The organism is Halobacteriovorax marinus SJ, from assembly GCF_000210915.2.
In the GTDB taxonomy this organism is placed as follows: Bacteria; Bdellovibrionota; Bacteriovoracia; order Bacteriovoracales; family Bacteriovoracaceae; genus Halobacteriovorax; species Halobacteriovorax marinus.
In genome coordinates this window covers 893,552-911,670 of the sequence record NC_016620.1, presented here as the reverse complement: position 1 = coordinate 911,670, position 18,119 = coordinate 893,552, and the positions used below count along the sequence as shown (strand labels likewise).

The window sequence follows — 18,119 nt, the reverse complement described above, 5'->3', positions numbered from 1 at the left end:
TCCTTATAAGAAATCGATACCGGTTAAATCTTTAGAAACGTCCCATAATTTCTTAGCAACGGCAAGGTCTTTAGAGCGAGCATTTGAATCCACAATTTTTGGAGCACCTGATAGTTCACCAATTCCAGATGGACCGATATATTCTCCCCCTTTAAGATCCTCATTTAGGGCCGCAAATAATGAAGGTGCCGCGCCATTTTTTGAAGATTGGGAAATAAGAGACATCCCGATAGACATAAATTTAGGCATGAATTGTCCAAGGTTAGTGCTAGAGACACCTGGGTGAGCAGCAATAGAGCGAATGTTAAGCCCCTCACTTTTCAACCTTCTGTCTAACTCATAGGAAAAAATTAAACAGGCCAACTTACTCTGCCCATAGGCCTTCTTCTTATTGTAAGACTTCTTAAAGTTGATATCATCAAAGTATATATCACCCCATTTATGAGCTAGACTTGCCAAATTAATAACTCGTGCACTCTCACTCTCTTTCAATAAGTTTAATAATAGTCCTGTTAACAAAAAATGTGAGAGGTAATTCACTCCAAACTGACTTTCAAAACCGTTTGCCGTCAGTGAAAATGGAGGCATCATAATTCCAGCATTATTAACTAGAAGATCAAGTTTTTTAAAGTTCTTTTCATACTCATGACAGAAGTTTTTAACACTTGAGAAGTCATTTAAATCCAGAGCAAGAAATTGTAGATGGCATTCAGGAAACTCCCTTCTCACCTCTTCAATCGCAGCACTTGCCTTCTCTTCGCTTCGGCATGCAAGAGTCACTTGATAGCCCTCATTAACAAGCCCTTTTACAGTTTCAAGACCAAGTCCTATATTTGCACCAGTAACAATTGCATTCTTCAAAAGAGACCATCCTTTCTAAAATTAAGTAATTTAGAAAATTTTAAACCAATTCTATTCATATATAAAGAGCTGGCAAAACTAAGATATAAAACTTGTAAGACTCTATCTAAACTCACCATCGCCAAGCTAATGTCAGAGGGAATTCCAAATAGTGAGCAGATTCCAACAAAACTAAACTCTTTTACTCCAAGGTTTCCAGGAAGAATTGTGAGTAAACCAATAGAAAGGTGGAAGACAGTTATAGTAAATAGAGAAAAATCATCAATTATAATATTAAAGATATTGAATAGAATTTTATAACGAAGAAAGTATAAAAAGATACATGCAAAGTAACAAATGACCGTTACGACAATATTTTCAATTTTAAAAACATCTAAAAGATAATCTCTCTTAAATCGCTTCACAATTACATGGCTAAATAGAAAGAAAATTAATCCTGAAAGAAAGAAGATAAATGAACTTGTTTTAATAGAATAGTAATAGGCACTAAGTCGAATAATAGCACTCTCACTACAAATGAGAGAGAATAGACCCAAGCTAAATATACTACTAACACTCAAGAGAACACTTACACTCGTATATCTTTTGAAAGAGATTGAGAACTTTTTCTTTAGAACACTAGCACGAACAATAATCCCACCTCTAAACGGCAAGAAGAGATTTAAGAAGTTGGCTAAGAAGCTTAAGCTATATAAGTCTAAGAGAGGAACTTTCTTTAGCAGAGTGAACCAAAAAGGAATGCTTAAAAAGAAGTAGAATCCAAAGAATACTAGAGCAAATTTCGAAAGAGAGAGCGGGTTTAAGTTTTTAATAAGAGAGAAGTTTTGACTCAGAAAGATACATAAGTATATCAAGATCGCTAGTCCAAGAACTCTTTTAAGTAAATCGACACTCCTACTAAACATGCTTATCCCTATAGATAAATCCAAAGACGAGTGGAATAAGGATCAAGTCGGATATGGTTCCAAAGAGCAATCCGCTTCCCATAGAGAGAACCATTGGAGAGATAAATGCATCTGTTCCACCAAGAAATCCATAAATACTAGGCAAAAGACCAAAGACAGTGGTTATTGTGGTTAGAAAAATAGGTGCAAAGCGCTTGGTCGCCCCTCTTGCTAGCCCATCAATTGACTCTATACTCCTTGGTTCTTTCATCACCTCAACCATAAGGAGGGCGTCATTTATAACGACTCCAATAAAACCTATAATACCAACAAGGCCAAGAGCTGATAAAGGTGCGCCATGGATTTTGAAAGAAAATAGTATACCAATGAGACCAACTGGAACAGACGAGCAAATAAGAAGCGGTAAAAGATAAGACTTATAGAGAATCACTAAAGAGAAGTAGATAATGAGACAAGTAATTAGCGCTCCAAGAAATAGGTTCGCTCTCCCCTCTCTATCTTTAAACATTCTTCCTTTAAGAATAATATCAACGTCACTAAACTCACTCTTCACGTCTTTTACTATCTTAGAAATCACTTCCTTGGCATCTTTTCGCGAAATCTTATTTATACTAAGTGTATTTGAGTTCTCTCCATTGTAGTGAGTGAGGACAACTGGCATTTTTTCTTCTTGAAGACTCACCAGTTTTTTTAGAGGTATCTTACGCCCCTGATTATTTAAAACACTTAAATCTTCTAGAGGAGCACCAAAGCCTTTATCTGAGAGATTAGATGTTACCTTAATATAATTTCTCTCATCACCCTTACTAATAAATCCTATGAACTCACCACTAAAGGCAATGCGAAGACTCTTGGCCACCTCTTGAACATTTGTCCCCATTCGCGACATCTTCTCATAGAGAGGGCGAAGGACTAGTGAACTATCTCCTAAAATAAAGTCATTAGAAACTTCTCCAAGCTCTTTTAACTTTGATTCTAGCGACCTAATGACATCTACTCTCTTAGATTCATTATCAGAGAGAATAACTAATTCTAAATCATTACCTCTAGGAGGAGCTCCAGAGTCTATTCTCGAACCAAAGCTCTTCAATTCACTAATACCTTTAATCTCTTCTAATATTTTACTCTCTATATCCAGAGCACTACGCTCTCTTGAGTTAAAATGAGTTAGTTCGAGTTTAGTGTAAAAACATTGTTCACAGTGATACTGTCCTTCATAGTTTCTCCCAACTCTCGTTCGAAAAGATTTTATATCACCTGCAACTACATTCTGAAGGACAGACTCAACTTTCTTAGCAACTTGTGCTGTATACTCAAGAGTCTTCCCTCTTTCGACATCTCCATAGAGGTAGATTCTTTGCGCTTGAAACTCAGGAAACATTTGAAATTTAAATTTATAAATTCCTATTGAAAGAAATAGAGCAAGAATTGAGATAAGAGACACTAGAGCAATCTCTTTTTTAGAGATTAATTTCTTTAAGAATTTTGAGTACTGAGACTCTAAGAAATTCATCGTTCTCTTTCCTAAATGAGTTGCTCTCAGCTCTTCGACAGTGCCACTTTTAATATTTCTAAGGTGAATGGGAAGAAAGATAAGAGACTCAAAGAAGCTTCCCAATAGAACAATGATAACAACAGAAGGAATCTCTGCGGTAAACTGCCCCATCATACCTGGAATAAAGTAAATAGGAATGAAAGATATGATCGTCGTTAAAATAGTAATTGAAATAGGCCGTGCCACACCAAGAACAGCTTTAATTAGAGATTCTTCACTATTGCCCTCTCTAGAGTAAATTGCTTCAGAAACGATTATGGCATCATCTACAATCATTCCGAGAACGACAATAACACCACAGAGGCTAATCGAGTTGAGTGTTAGGCCAAGAAGCGGCATAGCAATCATCAAAAAGGCCAAACTAAATGGAATTCCAACACAGACCCATAGGGCAAGTTTAATATTAAAGAAGAAGATAAGAATGGCCAAGATAAGAATGAGGCCCATGATTATATTAGAGTATACCATCTCTAATCTAGATCTCGTCTCACTTGAGAGATCGTGAGTATTAACAATTTTTAAATCACGAGACTTATTCTCTTCTTTAAAATCTGCAATAACCTTTCTAACCTTATCAATAGTTCTAATAATATCTGAGCTTGGAACTTTGTAGAGCCATAGACCAATACCTTCATCTCCATTATATGAGGTCATAATATTTTTCTTACTAAAAGAGAAACTCACCTCACCAAGATCGCTCACTCTAACCTTCTTTCCCGAATAGTTAGAGCGAACAATGATATTTCGTAGCTTCTTAGGAGTATCCATTTCAGAGAGCGTAATAATCTTCTTTTCATTAACGAATGATTCAATCGTTCCACCCGTCGCTCTAATCTGATTCCCCTTTACAGCATTAATGACATCTTCAAAAGATATATCATAGAGAGTCAGTTTTTTTGGATCTAGAATAATTTGAAATTCCTTCTCCCTTTTGCCACTTACCTCTGCTTTATATATCTCAGGTATCTGTAGTATTTTTCTTCTAAGTTTCTTAGTCACCTCAATGACTTCTTCTTCAGACATCTCATTTGAAATTAAGGCAACATCATAGATAGGAAAGTTATCAACTTTCATCTCCATAACCTTGGGCCTTTGAGTCACTCTAGAGGGAAGGTTTCTTACCTTACCTAATGCTCTATAGATATTATCCTTAACGGATTGAAAGTCACCGTACTCCTGATCAAGAACCATTGTAATAGTGGACTGCCCTTCCATAGAGCGCGAAGTATAGTACTTAACGCCTTCGACTTTCTTTAATTCATATTCAAGATTATTAGTTATATTGACCTCAACATCATTTGGAGAGGCATCTGGGTAGAAAGTTGTTATTATGACCTTATGCAAATCAACTTGAGGATAGCTCGTTCTCTTTAAGTTCTTCATTCCGATAAGAGCACCTACTAAGATGATGATGAAGGTAAACTTTGTAATAAGTGGATTATCAAAGAGATATTTTAATAAGGCCTTCATATATTCACCTCAATCTCTTTCCAAAGTCTAAAAACATCTTCTCTAATGCCTCTAAGAAAACGACTTTTAAAGCTATAAAGACATTCTCTACCAATACTGTAGAAATTCTTAGTGCTGTAGTGCTTTGTAAACTGCCCTACATTCTCATAGCCCGTGGCAAAGAAAATATAATCAAACTCTGCGACTCTAGAATCTTCAAAGGTCACACTCTTATGTGTGATAGAAGCAATCTTTGGATAGTGAGAAAGTGTAGAGACTATTTGCTTATACTCATAGTCCATAGGCACTTCTAACTTCTTTCTCCTCCCAAAAAGAGAAATAAGAAAATCAAAAAGCTTAATATTTCTTAGAAAGAAGTTCCGAACTCCTACCTTAGATGAGTATTTAACTTCACTCCTCAATGAAAGGGATATGTTTTTGCATCTTGAACTTAACTCACCAATAAGCTGACCAGCAGAGAGTCTAGAACCAACAATTAGAATACGATCATCTGAGTGGATCATATCAGCATTTTTAAAGTCATTAAAATGATAGATCTTTGCTGTTACATCATTTTTTTGAAACTTAGGAATATAAGGAGATGAGAAGTATCCACTTGCATCAACAACTATCTTAGTCTGATAATCACCAGAGCTTGTTTTAAGCGTATAGATATCTTCTTTTGCAATACCAAAAACTTCACATGACTCTTCTATTTCTAAGTCTTGCGCTATTTTAACAAGGTAGCCTCCATACTCTTTAGCAGTTTGAGTGGAGTTGAGATCAAAGAGCTCTCTATCAGCTTCTCTTAGGTAATTTGATCGCCAAAGTGTTATAAGAGAGAGCTTATCTGGCATATTGAAGAATGAATTAGCAACTCTTCCCTTTTCTAGAATAAGATAGTTTAGATTCTTTTCTTTTAGAATATGTCCTAGAGCAATACCAGATGGTCCTGCACCAATCACAATAATGTCAAAAATGACTCTATCTCTCACCAAGTCGTCTCACTAAGTAAGAGGTATCTATATAGTTCACCTCTCGGTAATAGGCCCTATGCTCAGGTCTTAGATAGAAGAGAATTTTTCCTAAGAAGCGACTACATATATGTGTAAGAGAGAAGCGTTTCTCCAAAAGATTAAAATGATTTACAATCTGAAGAATTGACCAAGGCAGGGTTTTGTAAACTTCAACCTCCTGCTCCCTCTCATTTCGACTTGCACCACTATGAAGAATATTAAGAAGGCAATCCTCTAAATTTACTATATTTTTCTTCTGGGAATTTATTCGAATACCAAGAGAGTTAAATAGAGTTATTAAACAATAGTTAATGCAACTTGATTCCCTTACTCCTTCGTGGGATTCAATATAATTCTCTATTAAAATAAGATCTTCTCCAGTGATATTTTTGAAACGAATATACAAAAGGGGCTCACATGAAAGTTCACAAAAGCCCCTTGAGAATGTTTTCTTAAAAATAAAGTGACCGTGTACTTCGTACTTACCAGCAATCAGGTAGGCGTGACCATTCTTTCTAGAGAACGCAATAAGCACTTCCTCACCTGCCCTAAAGTCCTCAGGCACCTTCCATTTTCCGTAAGAATGTGTGGCCATTTTGACGGAATATTTCACTGACTTACTCCAAAGAATTTTTCTACTAATCTCTCTTTTAGAGTAATTAAGTTAGTCGGATCATAGAGAAACCCGTTGTCGATCTTTCTTTTATCAGTAAAGTACATTCCCCCTCTATCGCCTCTAAGTCTGATTCTAAAGTAAGTGAACCTAGACCAAAGAAGTTCAGGAAAGAGATACTTTCTTCTACCAAGAACTCCATAGTCATCTCGTAGGAGATATTTTTGCTTGGCAACTGGCGAGCGCAAAATATCATCATGCTTATCTTTGAAACGAAGCCTTAGAGTTGGCGTTATCCACCATCCTATAATTAAATTAAAGGCAGGCTGTGGTGAAGGTGTTCCCCAATGAAGCCTCTTCTTATTTCCGTTTGGATTTCCAAAGAAAGGAAATCTTGTCTTCATAAAACAAGAGAAGATTGCAAACTCATCTGGATCATAATCACGGTCCCTAAAAATTATAGTTGGCTCTCTCTTTTCAATCATAACCATTTTTAGAAAATCAAAGTAGAACCTTCGATCAGTGAAATGCTCTAAGGCATCTTTGAAATCATCAAAGATCAAAGAAACACCATTATAGTGAACTGTACCGTGGATATAATTAACTGCCGGTGGCATTCTATTCTTCTTGCCGTTTGGATGATTTATAGTTGCACTAGAGTTTTCAACCATACGAGAGAGAAACTTCATCACTCGCTTAACGATGAGAGAATCACTTTCACTAAACTCTCTCTTTCTCTTCGAGCTATAGACTATATTCTTTTCCCAAATTAGCTCCCCATCCACAGGACTCTTCCCAGTAACATATGGGTGTTCACTTGAAATTAGCCCTCCACGCAAAGGCCTTAGCCACATAATATAGAATACTTTTAGAATTCCATAAGTATTGTGAAGATTGTGACCAATCCAATTAGGAACCGCCATCAGGCAGTAGATTAAATCTCTTGTAAAAAGCATAAATTCTCCAAAAATATTACCTTAGATAATAGTAAATTTATGGAGTACAGAGGTGGATTTTGAAGAAATTATAAGGGTGTAAACTTCCTATACACCCCTATAAGTAACTGTATTTATTAGTGAGCTAGCTTATTTAAAACCGCACTAATTGGATGAAGGATATCTCTTCCAAGTGCCATTGAGCGTGGAGCCGACCATCCGTAGATAGGACAAGGCATTTCGCAGTTATCTTTAAATGGCATTTCTAATGTATAAGCAAGACAATTAAAACGATCTCCAATAGCGTTGGTTGCAACCGTCATATTGGCCTCCCCCTTTGCATCGATTGGGTAACCTACTTTCGTTTGAAAGTCAGGAGATGCAGCTAAAAATGAATCTTTAAAGATATTTTCAAGCTCTTCAATTTCACTTGTATAAGAGAGATTCCCTTCACTTCCTGCGACAAAATTATATGGAAGATTTTCATCGCCATGGATATCTAGAAAGAGGTCCACTCCTACTTCATCCATTTTCTCGCGCACTAAGAAAACCTCAGGGGACCTCTCTAAGCTCGGAGTTTGCCACTCACGATTGAGATTTACTCCTAGAGCATTCGTTCTCAGGTGTCCGCGAATAGAACCGTCTGGGTTCATATTTGGTACGATATAGAAAGTCGCTTGATCTAATACTTTCATAGATAAGCTCTCTGTATTATCTAATAGTCTCTCTAAGAAGCCTTCGACAAACCACTCGGCCATAGATTCACCAGGATGTTGTCTCGCAGTCATCCAAACCTTCTTATCTCCTGAGCCAATCTTTAGAAGACTCATATCTCTTCCATCGAGAGTTTCTCCTAGAGAAATAAGTTCTGTCCTCGTATCTAATTGAGAGAGTGAGAGTAAGTCTAAGTGTCTCTCGTGGGAATAAGGAGCAAAGTATGCAAAGTAGATTGAGTTAAATTCATTTTCAATCTCAATTGAGAGAGTTTCTCCATCAAAGCTTGTCTCTTCAACTCTAAACCACTCACTGCGTTCATAACTAGCACAGGCCTTATAATTCTCCCAACCAGGTGTGTAAGCACTCTTACCAGCGTTTAGGATGTTAAGCTTTAACTTTGTCCCCTTTGGTGCTTGAACACGAAAGTGAAACCACTGAAAGAACTCTGATTCATTGTCATTCTTAATCTCAAGCTTAATATCTTGTGGATTGCTTAAGTCCAGGACTCTAATATTTCCACTATCAAAATTATCTGAAATCTTAATCATAACCTACCCCTATAAAAAAAGGCCTTCTACTAGTAACTAGTAAAAGGCCCTCTCTTTTATTTCTAAAAATTAAATTGAAGAAAGAATTGTATTGAAAGTTTCACTTGGTCTCATGGCCATCGAAACTTTAGTTGTATCAGGGTGGAAGTAACCTCCCATATCAACTTTTACACCTTGAGCATCGTTAAGCTCTTTTACAATCGTACCTTCCTGCTCTGTAAGTCTAGCGGCAACAGTCTTAAAGTGAGTTGCTAATTCTTCATTCTCACTTTGGTGAGCTAAGGCCTTCGCCCAGTAAAGAGCTAGATAGAAGTGACTTCCTCTATTATCAAGCTCTCCAACTTTTCTTGAAGGAGACTTATCATTTCTTAAAAATTCACCATTGGCTTCATCTAGTGCCTTTGCAAGAATCTTTGCCTTTTCATTTCCAGTCTTAAGAGCAAGGTCTTCAATAGAAACACCTAGCGCTAAGAACTCACCTAGAGAGTCCCAACGTAAGTGATTTTCTTCTACGAATTGTTGAACGTGCTTAGGAGCTGATCCACCTGCACCTGTTTCAAATAATCCACCACCAGCAAGAAGAGGAACAATTGAGAGCATCTTTGCACTTGTTCCAAGTTCTAGAATTGGAAAGAGGTCAGTTAAGTAATCTCTTAGAACATTTCCAGTTACAGAAATAGTATCTTCACCTTTTTTCACTCTCTCTAGAGTATATTGAATTGCTTCTTTTGGAGCGAGAATTTTTACTTCAAGTCCAGAAGTATCATGGTCTTTTAGATAAGTTGTCACTTTAGAAATTAAGCTCGCATCGTGTGCTCTATTTTCATCTAACCAGAAAATTGCAGGCTGGCCAGTGGCCTTAGCTCTATTTACACCAAGCTTTACCCAGTCTTTAATTGCAACATCTTTAGTTTGGCACATTCTGAAAATATCACCTTCTTCAACATTTTGTTCCATAAGAACAGAACCTGAAGCATCGACAACTTGAACTTTACCACTTGCGGCCATCTCAAAAGTTTTATCGTGAGAACCGTACTCTTCTGCTTTCTTCGCCATAAGACCAACATTAGAAACATTCCCCATAGTCTTTGGATCAAATGCTCCATTCTCTCTACAGAAGTCTACTGTTTGTTGATAAATTCCAGCGTAACAACGATCAGGAATTATAAACTTAGTGTCGGCTTGCTTTCCATCTGGCCCCCACATCATTCCCGATCCTCTAATTGCAGCAGGCATTGAGGCATCAATAATAACGTCACTTGGAACATGAAGGTTTGTAATTCCTTTGTCAGAATCAACCATCGCCATTTTAGGACCGTTATCAAGTGCCGCCTTAAGAGCTGCTTCAATTTCTTCTTTCTTAGCAGCTGGAAGAGTTGCCACTTTATTATAAAGATCACCAAGACCTAAATTAGGATTTACTCCTAGCTCATTAAACTCTGCTTGGTATTTTTCAAAAACGTCAGCAAAGAAAACACTTACTGCATGACCAAAGATGATTGGATCAGAAACCTTCATCATTGTGGCCTTCATGTGAATTGAAAAGAGTACATTCTTTTCTTTCGCGTCTTTAACCTGCTCGGCCAAGAAAGCTCTTAGAGCATTCTTATTCATTACTGAGCAATCGATAACTTCACCGTCTAAAAGTGACGTCTTCTCTTTTAAAACTTTTGTATCACCAGAGTCACTTACAAATTGGATTTTAACATCCCCTGCACCACTCATTGTGTGTGACTTTTCTGATCCAAAGAAGTCTTTATCGTTCATGTGAGAAACATGAGACTTAGAATCTTTTGACCAAGCACCCATAGAGTGTGGATTATTCTTTGCGTATTCTTTAACTGGACCAGCAACTCTTCTATCAGAGTTCCCTTCTCTTAGAACTGGATTAACTGCAGAACCAAGAACTTTTGCGTAACGTGCTTTTATATCTTTTTCACTATCAGTAGTCGCGCTCTCAGGATAATTTGGAATATCAAAACCTTGAGATTGTAATTCAGCAATACAAGCTTTGAGCTGAGGAATAGATGCTGAGATATTTGGAAGCTTTACAATATTTGCTTCAGGAGTCTTAGCAAGCTCACCTAATTCAGTTAAAGCATCAGAGATCTTCTGGTCATCTTTAAGATTCTCAGGGAAATTTGCAAGCACTCTTCCCGCTAGGGAAATATCTCTCGTTTCAACTTCTATTCCCGCTGTTGCAGTAAATGCTTTAACAATTGGAAGAAGTGACTCTGTAGCAAGAGCTGGAGCTTCATCAGTTTTTGTATAAATAATCTTTGATGTTTTGTTTGACATTAGATCTCCTAAAAAATGGTCTTATTTTACGAGAGCTAGAATATATCAAAGCCGCCTAGAGGTAAAGTTGAACCCCTGTAAAAGAGGGGAACAACACTAAGCGGCGGCCTTTTTAGGAGGACTCTGACACAAAGCAGAGGGCTCTAATTCATTTTTCCACCACAATGTGGCATAGATGGGTCATAAGGATTGTGAACTCTTCCCATTTTCTTTGTATTTTGAACCCACTTCTTTTTCACCATTGGACATCTGTAACCGGCGTACTTTTCACCTAAATCGTATTTATTAATTATATAAATAAAGGCCATAGAAGCTTGGTGATAATTGACATTATTAGCTTCCCTCTCTGCTGTTGCAGTAATGAGCTTTAGCTTCTCACCTGCCTTGGCCAAGAGCTTTTTAAGTTCAGGATTTTTAATGGCATTTAAAGCATCTAAAGTTTTCTTAGCGTTTTGCTCAACTTCTTTAGGATTGTACTTAAAAAATGAAGCGTGCAGAGCCTCGTTACTCTCCAGTACTTTTAACATTGAATTCTTTGCACCTTCCTCTATGCTCTCCTTAGCGAAGCTGAGGTTAATGGTAAGTAGTGAGAAAATTAAAATAATAGACTTCATAAAATGCTCCTTATATTTCGTCATACTCATTAAATCTTATTTTCTTGAATATTTACGATTATGACTTAGAATTTGTGACATATCTCTAATTATTTAGAATAAACACTTAAATTCTAATATGTTAAACATTTGTCACAAAATGAGGGTCACCATCGTAATAAGTTATGAGGAGTGGCTCCACCGGAAATTATGCAAGAATTAGACGACCAAGAGTTAATGATTCAGTACCAAAACGGAGACCACAGAGCTTTTGAGGTTTTGTATAAGCGCCATGAGGCAAAGGTTTATAGCTATTTAAAAAAGAGACTTCCCCATAGCGATAATGTGGAAGAAGTTTTTCAAAATGCTTTTTTAAAAGTCCATAAGTCTAGGCACAACTACAACCCCAAATTCCTCTTTGTGCAATGGCTATACGTCATTGCAAGATCTGAGCTACTTGATTTTTGTAAGAAAAAGAAAGTTGTTCATATAGAGTATATAGAAATGGCGAGCGAGGACACTAGCGTGGATGGAGAGCTAGAGCTCAAAGACTACAAGAACTTGAGTGAAAAAGAAAAAGAGCTCTTAAGTCTAAAGTTCATCTCCGACCTAGACTATAGTGAGATATCTGAAGCTCTAAATATTTCACAAAGTAATGCTAGAAAGATTTTTTCTAGAGCATTGAAGAAAGTAAAAGAAGCTCTCATCAAGGGGGAATCATGAAAGATAAAAAACAATCTAGTCTCCAAGAGAATCACTATAAGGATGACTATAGAAATTTCTTAAACTCCCATGAGTCTGCCCCAAGAACTCTCTCCCACTCTATTGTAGAGCGAGTGGCCGCTGAGCTGAACCCTAACAAGAGTATAGTCTTTGCAAAGCTTCTCTTTCTTCAATTATTTGTTGGAATTCTCACCATGCTCTTTTGCCCGCAGTTTCAAATGAGCTTGACCAATAATCACCAACTCTTCCACTACTTCCATCACAATTTTGGAGAATATATCTGCATGATGATCTGCGGCGCAATCTTTCTAGGCTCTGGTGCTGTGGTGGCCGCATATACTTTGGATCTCGAAGAAGTGAGAGTTATTCGCAGAACAAATGGACTCTTCTATTTGGCCATTTCGGGAATCGCCCTAGTTGGCTTTCTCACTTTTGGCGCAAAGCTATACTTAGACCTTACACTAATTTGGGTAATAGGCGCTTCTCTTGGTGCATCTGTAATGTTAGCATTGAACAACTTTTTAAGAAGAAAGTTGTTACAATTTGTTTAACTAGCAGAGAGGTTTCCTTTGAAAATTTTAATTGCACTTACTGCAATGTTTTTTGCATTCAATTCATTTTCTAAAATGATCACCAAAGAAGTTAGATATAAAATGGGAGACACCTATTACAAAAGCCAATTAGTCTTCTCAGATAAAGTTCCTACAAACGCCCCACTCGTCTTAATGGTCCCAAATTGGAGAGGTATGACTGAGGGCTCACTCACAAAGGCCAAGAAAGTTGCAGCAAATAAGTACATTGTCATGCTGGCCGATGTTTATGGAGAAAATGTAAGGCCGAAGAATAATGATGAGGCCAAGGTAGCCGCTACAAAAATGAGGAGCGATGTTCCTCTTCTTAGAAAGGCCACGAATAAGGCCATCGACATTTTGAAAGAAGAAGGAAAAAAGCTTAAAGCGAACCAAGAGAATATTGCCGCAATCGGATTTTGCTTTGGTGGTGGAGCAGTTCTTGAGTCTGCACGTTCAGGTAAGAATTTAAAGGCCGTTGTCTCTTTTCACGGAAACCTAAACACACCTGATCCTAAAGACGCTAAAAATATCAAGGCCAGTGTTCTAGTTCTAAACGGGGCAATTGATCCAGCCGTACCAAAAGAGCAAATTGCAGATTTTGAAAAAGAAATGAATGAGGCAAAGGTTGATTGGCAATTTGTAAACTTCAGTGGAGCCGTTCACTCTTTTACAAACCCAGAGGCTAATCGCAAAGGTCGATCAGAGTATCACCCCGTTGCTGCTAAGAGATCGTTTATTATGATGAATAACTTCTTTGATGAAGTATTTAATTAAGAAGTATAAAGAGGATATAAAAGATGGATATTAAAAATATATTTAAAAATAATGAAGAGTGGATCAAGGGAAAGCTTGCTATAGACGAAGATTACTTCAAAGAACTCTCTAAAGGGCAAACTCCAGAGATTCTCTACATCGGTTGTTCAGACTCAAGAGTTACAGCAGAAGAGCTTATGGGGATTAACCCAGGTGAAGCGTTTGTTCATAGAAATATTGCCAATATGGTTAGTAGCTTAGATCTTAACGTACAATCAGTACTCAACTATGCGGTTACACATCTTGAAGTAAATCACGTCGTTGTTTGTGGACACTATGGTTGTGGTGGTATTAAGGCCGCAATGGAGAGCAAGGACTTAGGAATTTTAAATCCTTGGCTAAGAAATATTAGAGACGTTTACCGCCTTCACAAAAACACATTGAATGCAATTGAAGATGAGCATGATCGCTACAAAAAGCTGGTTGAGCTAAATGTTCAAGAGCAATGTATTAACCTAATTAAAACAGCATGTGTCCAGCAGGCCTCAAAGAGTCGTGACATCAAAGTTCACGGTTGGGTCTTCGATATGGAAACTGGAAAGTTGATTGATCTTGAAATTAACTTCCAAGAAATTCTCAAAGGTATTATGGAGATCTATCACCTAGACTAATAAGATACTGTAATTGCGTAAAAATATTCGACAAAACGCAACTCAAACGCATTTTTATTGCAATTGAGTTGCAAATAAACTATCTCTATTATGTTCTAAATATTTGGAGATAGTTTATGTTTAAAATCCTTTCACTTTTACTACTAACAACAGCAACATCATGGGCCGCAGATAATGGTGGCCTTAAAATTTCGGCCGCTGCCGATATGCTCTACGAGCAAGGTATAAATAAGTCCAGCACAGCAAAAGAGAAACTAGAAATGCGCTCAGCTGAGCTTACTTTCTACGCACCAATTGATCACAACTTCAATGGAGTGATTAGTGTTGCCTCTCACGATCACGAGGGCTCAAATAATTTCGAGCTCCATGAACTCTATATTGAAAATACTTCTCTAATTCCTAGATCAACTTTTAAAGTTGGTAAGTTCTTCTTGGGTATTGGTCGCCTTAATAGGTTCCACCGCCACGACTGGTTCTTTACTAATGCTCCGATTGTGAATGAAAACTTCTTTGCAGAAGAAGCTGCTTTTGATTCTGGTATTGAATACAATTACCTTCTTCCTACTGAAGCCATCTTCAACCTAACACTAGGTCTAACAATTGGTGATGACTTTAGTCACGAACATGATCACGATGAAGATGATGCTGGTCACGATCACGACTCTGAAAAAGCAAAGTACCCAACTCACTACCTTCGCTTTTCTCACTTTAAAGAATTCTCTGCCACAAAGGGAATGGAGACAGGAATAAATTTCTTAAGAAAGAAAAATGCTCACGGAGAAGAGCAACTCTTCGCTGGAATTGACTACCTTCTAAAGAATAGAGTTGGAAAAACAAATACATTTATTCTTCAATCAGAAATTTGGTTCAGAGAATCAGAGGAAGATCATGTAAAAACTGAAGAGCTTGGAGCTTACCTCTTTAACGAGTATTCAGTATTTGAAAGTTCTGCCCTTGGTGTAAGACTAGACTTCTTAAAGAATCTAACAAGTAGTAACGATCAAGTTGATTATGGAATAACAGGACAATATACCTATAACTCAAGTGAGTTCGCTAAGATTAGAACAAGTGTTACTCATGAGTTTTCAAGACACTTTGCAAATACTGTCAGCAAAGACACAAAGGCCATGCTACAACTCGTATTTATCCTAGGGAGTCATCCAGCTCATGTATTCTAAAGTAATTATTTGTTTAACATTGCTCTCCTCTATCTCAGCTTTTGCAAAGTTAAATGTCGTGACAACTACGACTGATATTGCATGGCTGGCCAATCAAATAGGTAAAGAGGAAGTGAAAGTAAGAGCACTTCTTAAAGGTACGGAAGACCCTCACTTTGTTGAGGCGCTCCCAAGCTTTATTCACAAGGCCGCCAATGCAGATTTATTCTGTGAGATAGGGCTTGAGCTTGAGAGTGCTTGGTCAAAAAAAGTAAAAGCGAGGTCTGGCAATAAAGACATTCAAGACGCTGCAAAGGGAAGTTGTGACCTTAGTAAGCAAGTTGAAGTGCTTGGAAAACTTGACCATGGACTCGATAGGTCGCATGGTGACGTTCACTCGGCGGGAAATCCTCACTACCACTTAGGACCTAGCTACTTGCTTATGGCAGGGAAAGAGCTGCGCGATAAACTCACAACTCTCTCTCCAAAGAAGAAAGAGTTCTTTGAGAAAAATTATCAAAAACTAGCTGCATCTCTAGACTCATATAAGAAAGAAAAAGAGAGGGCCCTACAAAGAATTAAATCTTTAAGCTTCATGGAATACCACAAGGAATTCACTTACTTTCTTAAAGATTATGACTTGAAAAATATTGAAAGTGTTGAAGAAATCTCAGGTGTTCCTCCTTCTGCTTCTCGTATTATAAAAGTCATTAATTTAATTAAAGAAAATAAAGTTTCTGCAATACTGGCGACAACGAATGCTCCTAAAGCTGTTTTAGATAAAATTGCCTCTGCAACAGGAGTTAAGATTATTTACTCTCCTTTAAGTATTGAGGACTATACCGATGATCAATCTTATAATAAACTACAAGACAATATTATTGATCAACTCTTGAAGCTAAAATGAAATACCTCACCACTGAAAATCTAGTTATCGGCCATAAGAAAGACTTATGCAAAATAGATGAACTAGCAATTGAAAGTGGTGAAATCCTTCACATAAAAGGAAGAAACGGCTCTGGAAAAAGTACTCTTTTAAAGACTCTTTTAGGAGAAATATCCAAGAGGTCGGGAAACTTTAAATGGCATCTTAGGGCCAAAGAGATTTCTTACCTTCCCCAGTCAGGATTTCTCTCTACGAACTTCAACTTTACGCTTGAAGAAATTCTAGAACTCTATGAAGTCCCTAATGATATTAGTTCTATTTTAAGTGATGAGTTAAAGAATAGGCTCTGGATCAACGCCTCCGGAGGAGAGAAACAACTCACATTAATATTATCTAGAATTAGTCAGCACACAAAGCTCTTAATTCTAGATGAGCCTCTTAACCACCTAGATGCAGAGTCTAGAAAGTTAATTGAAGAGTTACTCCTCACCCTTATGCATAAGAGTGCCGATTTTTCCATTCTAATCGTCTCTCACTTAGAAATTGACTTAGAACTAAGGGAGTTTGAATTATGATAGAGATGCTACTCTTTTATAAGCTTAGCTTCATCACTTCAATTCTCTCCAGTGCGAGTTTTTCTATTATCGGAAAGCACTTTATTTGGAGAAATAAATTTCTAGAGCTTTTCACTCTTTGCCAATTTGCCATTATAGGTAATTTAGTTGGTCACTTACTTATTCCTTTTATTCATTTAGAAGTTACACCACTAATTACAAGTATCGCTTTCTTTGTTTTAGGAAAGACTCTCTTTGATATTCTAAGAATTAATAGTAAAGACCGTTCTACCAGAATGATTACAATCTACCTTGTTCTAAATTCAATTCAATTCTTAATGATTTCTCTCTTTCCAAATTTAGAAACCCATCTAAATAACGGCCTCTTCGGAAGTATGGTTACTGCATTCGATTATGAGAATATGTGGATGATTAGTATCTATGGGCTCTTACTCATACTACTCTTTTTCTATAATAAAGTGATCTCTAAGAACTCCCTTGAAATTAGCTTCTTCCAAAGAAATAAGAAGAAGACCAAGGACGAATACTTCTTACTTATACCAGTGATCATAGGAGTCTTTGGTCTTGGACTGATCTACACTCTAAGTTTTCTCTCCCTTGGAGCTATCATACTGGCCAATGGATTTTCAAATCAAAGGATCAATACTCTTTGTACGGCGATTATAAGTATCTTCGCCTCCGTGGGTGGATTATTTCTTTCCATATACTTTGAAAACCTTAGCACCACACCAACGCAAGTCGTATTACTTGCGCTTCTATGTGGTCTTGTAAAGCTCTCTAGAACAAAATTACTTTAAAGAGTCTGTAATCACAGCTCCAAATATAGATGGGAACCCGATGATAATAACCCTCTTTAAAGCGATATAGGGAGTTGTCATAATTGGAAACTTATCGATGAGAAAGAGAACTAAGACAATACTTAGAATTGATATGGCATAGATGGCAATAATCCTCTTTATAAATTCAATGACATTTCCTCTTAGCTTATCTCGGTAGAAGTTGAAATAGACAAAGAGAAGCACAACTACGATAGAACAAATGCCAAGGTAGATTACATTCTCATTTCTAAGATTCATGCTCAGAACCCAAACTTCTTCCGTAAAACATAGAGGCGAAGAAACTAGGAGTGCTCCGACAAAAATCTGAGTGATATCTCGTGGTCTCAATTCAACCATGAGTGGATTTACAACATGACTAATCGGTTTTCCTGATGAATCAAAGAAGGTAACGACTTCTTTTAAGTAGCCACCAACTTGCTTAATCTCAGACTTAAAGCGATCTTTTGTCATACT

General features: G+C 37.2%; 18 protein-coding genes. 8 read left to right on the top strand and 10 right to left on the bottom strand.

Translation table 11 applies throughout. The annotated features are described in order from the left end of the window. Nucleotides 1–3: 3 nt before the first annotated feature. The 9 genes from BMS_RS04485 to BMS_RS04445 form a co-directional block, all read right to left on the bottom strand. A complete protein-coding gene (locus BMS_RS04485) occupies nucleotides 4–861 on the bottom strand; it encodes an oxidoreductase (protein WP_014243603.1) in 858 nt (285 codons plus the stop codon). Continuing rightward, on the bottom strand, nucleotides 858–1,766 hold the full coding sequence (locus BMS_RS04480) for a lysylphosphatidylglycerol synthase domain-containing protein (RefSeq protein WP_014243602.1): 909 nt from the start codon (nucleotides 1,764–1,766) through the stop codon (nucleotides 858–860). Before BMS_RS04480 ends, BMS_RS04485 begins: the two co-directional genes overlap by 4 nt. Beyond that, the gene (locus BMS_RS04475) at nucleotides 1,759–4,791 is read right to left on the bottom strand and encodes an efflux RND transporter permease subunit (RefSeq protein ID WP_014243601.1); all 3,033 of its coding nucleotides are present in this window, start codon (nucleotides 4,789–4,791) and stop codon (nucleotides 1,759–1,761) included. Before BMS_RS04475 ends, BMS_RS04480 begins: the two co-directional genes overlap by 8 nt. Continuing rightward, nucleotides 4,788–5,765, bottom strand: a complete 978-nt coding sequence (locus BMS_RS04470; RefSeq protein ID WP_014243600.1) for an NAD(P)-binding domain-containing protein — start codon at nucleotides 5,763–5,765, stop codon at nucleotides 4,788–4,790. Before BMS_RS04470 ends, BMS_RS04475 begins: the two co-directional genes overlap by 4 nt. Further along, on the bottom strand, nucleotides 5,755–6,399 hold the full coding sequence (locus BMS_RS04465; RefSeq protein ID WP_014243599.1) for a hypothetical protein: 645 nt from the start codon (nucleotides 6,397–6,399) through the stop codon (nucleotides 5,755–5,757). The genes BMS_RS04470 and BMS_RS04465 overlap by 11 nt, the downstream gene beginning before the upstream one ends. Next, nucleotides 6,396–7,355, bottom strand: a complete 960-nt coding sequence (locus BMS_RS04460; protein ID WP_014243598.1) for a hypothetical protein — start codon at nucleotides 7,353–7,355, stop codon at nucleotides 6,396–6,398. Before BMS_RS04460 ends, BMS_RS04465 begins: the two co-directional genes overlap by 4 nt. Before the next feature lie 116 nt (nucleotides 7,356–7,471). Continuing rightward, nucleotides 7,472–8,596 (bottom strand): M14 family metallopeptidase, encoded by a 1,125-nt coding sequence (locus tag BMS_RS04455; RefSeq protein WP_044557875.1) that lies wholly within the window; start codon nucleotides 8,594–8,596, stop codon nucleotides 7,472–7,474. Nucleotides 8,597–8,668: 72 nt separating this feature from the next. Then, the gene (locus tag BMS_RS04450; protein ID WP_014243596.1) at nucleotides 8,669–10,897 is read right to left on the bottom strand and encodes an NADP-dependent isocitrate dehydrogenase; all 2,229 of its coding nucleotides are present in this window, start codon (nucleotides 10,895–10,897) and stop codon (nucleotides 8,669–8,671) included. A 143-nt stretch (nucleotides 10,898–11,040) separates the two neighbouring features. Then, nucleotides 11,041–11,511 carry a DUF3347 domain-containing protein gene (locus BMS_RS04445; RefSeq protein ID WP_044557284.1) on the bottom strand — a complete coding sequence of 157 codons (471 nt, stop codon included), beginning with the start codon at nucleotides 11,509–11,511 and terminating at the stop codon, nucleotides 11,041–11,043. Nucleotides 11,512–11,700: 189 nt separating this feature from the next. On the opposite strand from BMS_RS04445, the gene BMS_RS04440 reads away from it, so the two are divergent. The 8 genes from BMS_RS04440 to BMS_RS04405 all read left to right on the top strand — a co-directional run bounded on the left by BMS_RS04440 (nucleotide 11,701) and on the right by BMS_RS04405 (nucleotide 17,624). Then, on the top strand, nucleotides 11,701–12,213 hold the full coding sequence (locus BMS_RS04440) for an RNA polymerase sigma factor (RefSeq protein ID WP_044557283.1): 513 nt from the start codon (nucleotides 11,701–11,703) through the stop codon (nucleotides 12,211–12,213). After that, a complete protein-coding gene (locus BMS_RS04435) occupies nucleotides 12,210–12,764 on the top strand; it encodes a hypothetical protein (protein ID WP_014243593.1) in 555 nt (184 codons plus the stop codon). The genes BMS_RS04440 and BMS_RS04435 overlap by 4 nt, the downstream gene beginning before the upstream one ends. 18 nt (nucleotides 12,765–12,782) lie before the next feature. Next, nucleotides 12,783–13,559 carry a dienelactone hydrolase family protein gene (locus BMS_RS04430; RefSeq protein WP_014243592.1) on the top strand — a complete coding sequence of 259 codons (777 nt, stop codon included), beginning with the start codon at nucleotides 12,783–12,785 and terminating at the stop codon, nucleotides 13,557–13,559. Nucleotides 13,560–13,582: 23 nt separating this feature from the next. Then, nucleotides 13,583–14,209 (top strand): carbonic anhydrase, encoded by a 627-nt coding sequence (locus BMS_RS04425; RefSeq protein WP_014243591.1) that lies wholly within the window; start codon nucleotides 13,583–13,585, stop codon nucleotides 14,207–14,209. A 116-nt stretch (nucleotides 14,210–14,325) separates the two neighbouring features. Further along, the gene (locus BMS_RS04420; protein WP_014243590.1) at nucleotides 14,326–15,387 is read left to right on the top strand and encodes a hypothetical protein; all 1,062 of its coding nucleotides are present in this window, start codon (nucleotides 14,326–14,328) and stop codon (nucleotides 15,385–15,387) included. Next, complete coding sequence (locus BMS_RS04415; protein WP_014243589.1) at nucleotides 15,377–16,273, top strand: metal ABC transporter substrate-binding protein; 897 nt, start codon at nucleotides 15,377–15,379, stop codon at nucleotides 16,271–16,273. The genes BMS_RS04420 and BMS_RS04415 overlap by 11 nt, the downstream gene beginning before the upstream one ends. Further along, on the top strand, nucleotides 16,270–16,827 hold the full coding sequence (locus tag BMS_RS04410; protein WP_014243588.1) for an ATP-binding cassette domain-containing protein: 558 nt from the start codon (nucleotides 16,270–16,272) through the stop codon (nucleotides 16,825–16,827). The genes BMS_RS04415 and BMS_RS04410 overlap by 4 nt, the downstream gene beginning before the upstream one ends. Continuing rightward, nucleotides 16,824–17,624, top strand: a complete 801-nt coding sequence (locus tag BMS_RS04405) for a metal ABC transporter permease (RefSeq protein ID WP_014243587.1) — start codon at nucleotides 16,824–16,826, stop codon at nucleotides 17,622–17,624. The genes BMS_RS04410 and BMS_RS04405 overlap by 4 nt, the downstream gene beginning before the upstream one ends. On the opposite strand, the gene BMS_RS04400 is transcribed toward BMS_RS04405, so the two are convergent. After that, nucleotides 17,616–18,116 carry a DUF2391 family protein gene (locus tag BMS_RS04400; protein WP_014243586.1) on the bottom strand — a complete coding sequence of 167 codons (501 nt, stop codon included), beginning with the start codon at nucleotides 18,114–18,116 and terminating at the stop codon, nucleotides 17,616–17,618. The genes BMS_RS04405 and BMS_RS04400 overlap by 9 nt on opposite strands. Nucleotides 18,117–18,119 lie beyond the last annotated feature (3 nt).